Origin of the sequence: Bacteroides sp. B1-V-101, assembly GCF_023656585.1 — a bacterium.
Classification (GTDB): Bacteria; Bacteroidota; Bacteroidia; order Bacteroidales; family Bacteroidaceae; genus Bacteroides; species Bacteroides thetaiotaomicron.
The window spans coordinates 1-7,241 of record NZ_JAMOKH010000072.1; the positions used below are offsets into that span (position 1 = coordinate 1).

Sequence of the window (7,241 nt, forward strand, 5' to 3'; positions counted from 1 at the left end):
GCCATTATCAGAACTTTCTTATTTTTTTGTTTGACATTCTAAATATATTGAAATTCAGCATCTTTTTTATATAATAAGTTCTGATTATTTTTACGGTCGTAATATGCAGGGTATAGAATATATTCTGTATCAATTTGGAGATAAGGCTGTAATGTTTGTATTTGCTCAATAGTCCTTTTCGTAAATTTGGATATCTTAATGATTTTTCTGATTGCATTTGACCTCCTGTTTCTAAAGAGAAACTGCTCAGTGGAAGTTTTTAGTATTTGTCCAATAAAGCACATAGGTTGTATTCTGTTTCCCACATTCTTGACTGTTGAACTCTGTACCAATTCTTCAGGCCGTTGCGTAACTCCCATTCCAATAACACCGGGCATATCAAATTGTCAATTCTTTATTACTTGGCATTTTTTAGAAGATGTTACGTTGGCATATAGTTTTGAGCTTGTATGAAAAATGACATTTACTACTAATGAATCAACTTTACATAACATAACCATATTTTGCATCGGAAATATGAGATAATTTTCCTTTTTTATTGTATCTTTGTATTTGATAGGCATGGAATTTTCATAATGCATGAGTTTAACCATCCATAATATTAATGAATAATTCCACTTACGTGCTGTATCTTAACATTTTGATATTTATTTAAAACTCTAACTTAAGTATAAATTACTTCTATTTTTTGTTTTATGAGTTCTAATTTTAAAACACCTCTTTCTGTATATGTCTTGTATGACAAGGATAATACTAAAGGTAGCGAAACATATGAGAAAATTTACCATCTTCTGTGTCGTAATTCAAGTAGGCCTTTTGAAGATGGGCTTGATATACCAGTGTTCTTTCGAACGGATATGGCCAATCAAATTACCCCGATAGATATAAACTTCAGTAATAAAACTATTGCAATATTATTGGTTGATGACAATATGTATTGTAATACTATATGGGATGAGTATATAAAAGAATTATTAGTAAAACAAGACAATGGGGCACTAAAAATATTTGCCGTCAAACTATCCAAGTATGCTTTCGACATAAACCCACTTCTTCAAGAAGAACAGTTTATTTGTTTGAAAAATGAGAATATTGAAACTGATTGGCATGAATTTCAAATAAGACTTTATGATAACATTTTACGCTATTTAAAGTCTTATAAAGTTGGGCAAAAGCTAAAATTATTCATTAGCCATTCTAAAAAGGATAAAGATCATTTAGGTGAATCTACGGCAATTTCTTTAAGAGATTATTTGCGTTCAGATACTAAACTCGATTCTTTCTTCGATGTTAATGATATTTTGGATGGTCATCAATTTGCCCAACAGATTCAGTCAGGTATAGCTTCATCCTTATTAGTTATCATAGAATCTGATACATATTCAGAAAGAGAATGGTGTCGAATTGAAGCTATCTCTGGTAAGAAAAATAATGTACCTTCAATATTAGTAAATGTATTGAATGGAGTTTCTTCTCGAACATTCCCGTATTTGGGTAATATGCCAAAGATTAGATTTAATGGCAAATGGGATGACGTAATTATCTTGCTTCTACGTACTGCGTTAGACCAATATTATGAGAAAGAATATCTTGAGCAATTGGTAATGAAGTGCGATTTGCAAAATACTTCTATTCTTCCTGTTCCTCCGGAATTAATGAATTTAATTAATATTGAAGATAATATAAAATCAATACTCTATCCTGAACCACCGTTAGGTCGTGAAGAGTTGGAGGTTTTGAATAAAAATGGTAAGATTACAAGTTTTGTTACTCCGAGTCAGTTATATTCAAATATGAATAAGATACAGGATAAGAAAATCGCAATTTCTATTTCGGAAACTCCGGAGGCTTTAACTAAAGGAATCGGCAAAGCCATGTTTGATGATTTATCTGTTGAAATAGCTCGTCATCTGCTTGTTACTGGAGCTAAATTGGTGTATGGAGGTGATCTTAGAATTGGTGGTTTCACAAAACTTTTATGCGATCTTTCATGTCAGTATGGCATAAAAGAAAAGTCTGATCCAAGTACAATCTATTTCACAAATTATTTTGCTTGGCCTATATTTAATAGGCTCTCAAAATCTGACATCGCTGAATTTAAATACGACCGTGTGGAAATAGTAAAAACAGAAATACCCAAAGGTGTAGGTGAGGAGGATAAGGGGAAGTTCTTTGAGCCAACTACGCCAAGCAAAATGTTTCTTTGGGCAAATTCTTTATCTATTATGCGTAAAGAAATGGAAGAGAATGTTAATGCACGTATCGTTTTGGGTGGCAAAATTGTCAATTTTAAGGGGCGTATGGCCGGAATATTTGAAGAGGCGATTTGTGCTATACAGAAAAAACATCCAATTTATTTATTAGGAGGATTTGGTGGAGCTTCTGCACAAATAGTGAAACTAATGAAAGGTGAAACTACGGCAGAAAAACTATTTGAAGAAGCAAAAACCAATGAGGATTATAAAAATTTAATTGAATATTGCCAAATGAGTTGTCTGCCAACGATAAATTACGATGAACTAAAGAAATTCGAAAATAAGGATTATCAGGTTCTTAGAAATGGACTTGATAAAGATGAAAATGAAATTTTATTCAACTCTATTAATATTCCCGAGATAATATCATTGATTCTCAAGGGTATTAATAAAGCTTTTAACTATTAATATAAATTATGCATAAAGTATTTGTAAGTTTTCATCATGCCAATGACCAGAAATATAAAGAAGGTTTGGTTAGTTGGGCTGAAAAAAATAAAGTATTCATTGATGGCTCTGTTGACATGGGCGAGATTCCAGAAGATTGGGACGACCAAAAGATACGCGAATATATACGCGACGAGCATTTGAAGGATACAACCGTAACCATTTTACTTGTAGGAACTGAAACAAAAAATCGCAAGCATATTGATTGGGAGTTATATTCAAGTATGTACGATGGTACGGTGAATAAGAAGTCCGGCATTATTGTGATATTACTACCATCTGTTAAAAGCGAATATTATACATGCGCTCATAGTAGTGAGAAAACGTTCTACCCAGAGACGACACAATGGATGTCTATTGATAGCCGAGAAGAGTATCATAGGCGTTATCCATACTTACCGGAACGCATCATTGATAATTTGCTCGAACCCAATGCCTTTATATCTGTAATCAATTGGGATAAGTTAACACCAGATATTTTGAGACAGATGATTGATAATGCATATAATAGTCGTGCCACTTGCACTTATGATTTATCAAGGCCAATGCGTAAAAAAAATGGATAAGTAGAATAATAGATTATGGCATTAAATAGATTTTATTTAACCGAAAATTCCATTGCACAAAGAAGTGGTTTATGTATATTCATAAGTCACCAAAAAAGAGATGCGGACACTGCTAAAAAAATAGCAGACTATTTTATTACTTCTGGTATTGATGTCTATTTTGATGAATATGATACAAAAATAGACAGAACGAGACCTTACTCGGTTGTAAGTGCAATTAAAACAGGTATCAGAAACAGCACGCACATGTTATGTCTTTTATCCCAAAATGCATTGGATTCAAAATGGATCCCTTGGGAAGTTGGATATGGATATGATAGAACAACTGTTGTAGGGTTAACATTAAAAGAAATATCACAATCAGTCTTACCCGAGTATCTTCAAATCGTTCCAATTCTAAGAGGTACAAAATCGTTGAATAACTTTATTTCTAATGTGTTAAAACGAGATGAATCAACGCTTATAAATGAGAGGAAATTATTTGCCGCATATCAATCTCAGCATCCTTTAGACTCTGTTCTTAATTGGGAACTGTAACATAACTTCCAGCAGGTATAATACCTTGCTGGAAGTTTATATAATATACCAAACAGTACTTGTATATCTTAATCGGGTAAGAGGAAAACGAAGAAGTAAAATTTCTCCTACTCAATTTGTTTTTGTAAGTCCTAAAAGTATTTCAAGATTTGCTTTTCCTTCCTCTGTCTTCCACTTTTTTCTCATTTTCTTTTGATTTTCGCCTTCAAGGGTTTCCAAAGCTTTTTCTTCTTGTTTTGTGGTTATATCAAGATATACCATTGTGGTTTGAATACTTTCATGCCCAAGTAAGTATGAGATTTGGGCTATGTTCATCCCGTTTTCAAGCCAGTGTGAAGCTTTGGCATGCCTAAATTGATGGGCATGTAAATCCATAGGAACATCTTGGCACCTTTCATGAGCCATTGTGGCATATTTTTTCAGCATCTTGTTCACGTTTTCAGCGGACATCGGGACATATATGCCTTTGCTCTTAGAACAGAAAAGTAATGCATTTGCATCATTCTGTTTCGGATGGTATTTGATAAGATACCTTTTCAAGCATTGTGCTGGCTTGGCCAAAAGAGGAATCGGACGTTTCTTTCTTCCTTTGCCAATGACTATTATGTGAGGTTTTACACAGTCTATAACAATATTGCTAATTTTCAGAGTCAGAAGCTCGTTGATGCGCACAGCGGTGGAATATAAGAGAAGCATCAGAGTGTAATCACGAAAGCCTATAGTACTCCCTTGATTAGGCATGGACAACAATACATCAACAGCCTGTTTACTGAGCCCGATGACCTTTCTTTTAGAGTTTTTCTCATTTGGAACATTTTCCGCTTGTAAGAAAACAGACATATAGGATATATCTCTAAACGACAAATATTTCAGAAAAACACGCAAGGCTGACAATCTTACATTACATGTTGCTGGACTGCAACCCCTATTTTCCTTTAACCAAATAATCCACTCCATTATATATTCCATACAGAAACATTCTGCGCTTAATGTTTCTGGTGTAGTGCCTTTTATTACTCTGAGGAATTCTACATAGAGTTTCACGGAGATCTTATAATTTCTCTTTGTGTGAGGACTGCATGCCTTGATTGAAGGGACATAGTGTTCGAGCCAGTCATGCAGATAATCAGCTATCTGCATTGCTTGCGGATTAATCTTCTTTTTCATCTGTCTTTAATTTTAATAATTGATTCTCTGTATATTCCATTATATCAGAAATCGCTGGGGTCAAGGAATAATAAGCCAGCGTGCTCTCTATTTGCCGGTGTCCCATGCTCTTGCTTAAAGCCAACAACTTGTCATGGATGGTAAATCCTTGGTGTGTCCAGCTGTTTATGTTTTCTATGGCATAGTTGTGTCTTAGCTCATATGGGATAGCGTAGGATGAATTGCAACTTTGCCACAACACCCGAAAATGATACGTAACCCAAACAGAAGGGTGAGACTTGTCATCCGGTGTCGGAAAGAACACTTTGCGGTGCGGGACTAACCTAGATATATTCTCGTCGTAAGTACGCATTAGAGCCAACATTGTATCATGGAGAACGACATAATGTTGGTCATGCCCTTTACTTCGCTTGATGGAAATTACGCCATTTTCAAGGTTTACATCATCACGTTCCAGCAGGATGGCTTCGGTTGTCCTCATCCCAGAACTGTACAATAAGCGAAAGAATACTGGCAGTGTCATGCGTTGGATTGTGGCGAGACGGCCACGTCTTGGCTTTGTGTTGTCGCAAGCATTGAAGAAGCGTTTCAATTCATCATATGTGAAAGGGTGCGGCGTATAAGTTCTTGGCACAGACCTTGGCACTTTTGGCAGGGCTATTTTTGTCATTCCACGTTTGTTCATGTATTTGATGAAGTCCAGAATAGGATATACACGTGACACGCAAGAGTTTGTGCATTCAGATGGACGTTGCCTGCACCATCTGTCCACGATTTCTTGGGATAGTTCGATCTGTCCGGGATATTCCCTCGCGCAAAAATGGTCAAATAGTATTACGTTCTTGATATAGCTGTGGCTGTCACGCCCGGAAGCCTTGCGGTATTTTACGTATCCTTCTATCGCGTTGGAAAGGAATGAAGTCGTTTTCATCTGCCAAACACCTCCTTTCCAACCGGGAATCCCTCGATGCTTAGCGAACACTCTTTCAGGTGTTTGAATTCCGCACTGAGATAGCGGTCGAGAGAGCTTGGGGACGAATGGCCAAGGGTGGCACTTATAACAGGCTGTTGCACACCGCCCTGCAACAGGGATGTCGCTACATGGTGGCGAAACAGGTGCATGCTCTTTCTTTCATTTTCACCTTGCCTTATTCCTGCTTTGCACATGACTTTTGAGCATATGGCATCAAGATTGCTTGTGTGGAGTCTTCTGTGTGGCACGTGTACTGTGAGAAAAACATATGGTTCCGGGCATTGGGGACGCTCTTTGAGCAGGTAATCAAAGACAGCATTCCCGACTACGGCGCGAAGCGGCAATGTAAGGGGCTGTCCCGTTTTTGCCTGTGTGATTTTTATAAGGTCGTGTTCCCAATCGAAGTTCTCAAGCGTGAGAGCTGAGATGTCACACCCACGCAATCCCGTGTACATGGCCAAGGTTATGATGGCTTTGTCCTGCAGGGATATTGTGCCGTCGTGCTCCAAGGTATGCCTGATGGCCGTCAGTTCTTGCTCTGTAAGGTATTGAATGTTCTTACGCATGTTGGGTATGGCCGGCAGATATGCGATTATACGTTCAACGGATTTGCCATAGTAAGGCAAACAGGCTTTCAGCCCATACTCCACCGAATATTTGAGCGAATGGCCCATCTTCTGTTTTTCGTCTTTGGAAAACACTTCCAACACCGCATCCTCTGTTATTGATTCGAATGAATACACACCCATTTCCTGTAACCGGAAGAAGAACGAAGATAGCGCATACTTCACGTTTGTTGAAAATTTGCAACGCCTGCCTACCACGTTGAAAGCCATGTCCGTTACATTCCTGTATTCTTCGCCAAGCAATTCGTAGTGGTGAGGTTTGATGTAGTGTTTGCATCCGTCGGGTAATAATCCATTCTCGATATATTGGCAGATTACACGTAACAGGCGTACCTTGTTTCTGCAAGTATACTTGTTGGACCACAATTCTTTTAGTGTCGGTTCAACATCGGCGAGACTCTTCCATTTGTAATGTTCGGAATTGCCCGATAACCACTCAGCCATTTTCTTCACATAGTCTATGTACATGGCTGAATAACCTGTGTCTTGTAAATAAGAAACAAGCCCTTTGACTTTTTCATTCAGATTAAATATGTCCATAATCGTATCTTGTTTGAATGTTATTCTACAATTATAGACGGAATATAATCAGAACTGATTAAGACTCAAAACAAATGATTGCTAAACAATTGAATAATTTTATCGGAAATTCCTAAAAGTTCTGATAATG

General features: G+C 37.1%; 6 protein-coding genes. 3 read left to right on the plus strand and 3 right to left on the minus strand.

What is annotated here, in order from left to right:
- The first annotated feature begins 695 nt into the window (after positions 1-695).
- Genes NBH01_RS26195 through NBH01_RS26205 form a run of 3 tightly spaced genes read left to right on the plus strand, consistent with a single transcriptional unit; the run spans position 696 to position 3,805 of the window.
- Positions 696-2,663 (plus strand): TIR domain-containing protein, encoded by a 1,968-nt coding sequence (locus tag NBH01_RS26195; protein WP_008655064.1) that lies wholly within the window; start codon positions 696-698, stop codon positions 2,661-2,663.
- Between the two features lie 8 nt (positions 2,664-2,671).
- Positions 2,672-3,268 carry a TIR domain-containing protein gene (locus NBH01_RS26200; protein ID WP_008655066.1) on the plus strand — a complete coding sequence of 199 codons (597 nt, stop codon included), beginning with the start codon at positions 2,672-2,674 and terminating at the stop codon, positions 3,266-3,268.
- A gap of 15 nt (positions 3,269-3,283) precedes the next feature.
- Entirely contained in the window at positions 3,284-3,805 is a 522-nt protein-coding gene (locus NBH01_RS26205) for a toll/interleukin-1 receptor domain-containing protein (protein ID WP_009017581.1), read from the plus strand.
- A 111-nt stretch (positions 3,806-3,916) separates the two neighbouring features.
- Here the strand turns inward: NBH01_RS26205 and NBH01_RS26210 are convergent, their stop codons facing one another.
- Genes NBH01_RS26210 through NBH01_RS26220 form a run of 3 tightly spaced genes read right to left on the minus strand, consistent with a single transcriptional unit; the run spans position 3,917 to position 7,111 of the window.
- Entirely contained in the window at positions 3,917-4,972 is a 1,056-nt protein-coding gene (locus tag NBH01_RS26210; RefSeq protein WP_015532696.1) for a tyrosine-type recombinase/integrase, read from the minus strand.
- Positions 4,956-5,903 carry a tyrosine-type recombinase/integrase gene (locus NBH01_RS26215; protein ID WP_008655075.1) on the minus strand — a complete coding sequence of 316 codons (948 nt, stop codon included), beginning with the start codon at positions 5,901-5,903 and terminating at the stop codon, positions 4,956-4,958. Before NBH01_RS26215 ends, NBH01_RS26210 begins: the two co-directional genes overlap by 17 nt.
- Positions 5,900-7,111, minus strand: a complete 1,212-nt coding sequence (locus NBH01_RS26220) for a tyrosine-type recombinase/integrase (protein WP_008655076.1) — start codon at positions 7,109-7,111, stop codon at positions 5,900-5,902. Before NBH01_RS26220 ends, NBH01_RS26215 begins: the two co-directional genes overlap by 4 nt.
- Positions 7,112-7,241: the final 130 nt, after the last annotated feature.

What these genes read in the sequence shown, in the direction of transcription:
- NBH01_RS26195 (WP_008655064.1), top strand. Translation starts at nt 696, where the DNA reads ATGAGTTCTAATTTTAAAACACCTCTTTCTGTATATGTCTTGTATGAC.
- NBH01_RS26200 (WP_008655066.1), top strand. Translation starts at nt 2,672, where the DNA reads ATGCATAAAGTATTTGTAAGTTTTCATCATGCCAATGACCAGAAATAT.
- NBH01_RS26205 (WP_009017581.1), top strand. Translation starts at nt 3,284, where the DNA reads ATGGCATTAAATAGATTTTATTTAACCGAAAATTCCATTGCACAAAGA.
- NBH01_RS26210 (WP_015532696.1), bottom strand. Translation starts at nt 4,972, where the DNA reads ATGAAAAAGAAGATTAATCCGCAAGCAATGCAGATAGCTGATTATCTG.
- NBH01_RS26215 (WP_008655075.1), bottom strand. Translation starts at nt 5,903, where the DNA reads ATGAAAACGACTTCATTCCTTTCCAACGCGATAGAAGGATACGTAAAA.
- NBH01_RS26220 (WP_008655076.1), bottom strand. Translation starts at nt 7,111, where the DNA reads ATGGACATATTTAATCTGAATGAAAAAGTCAAAGGGCTTGTTTCTTAT.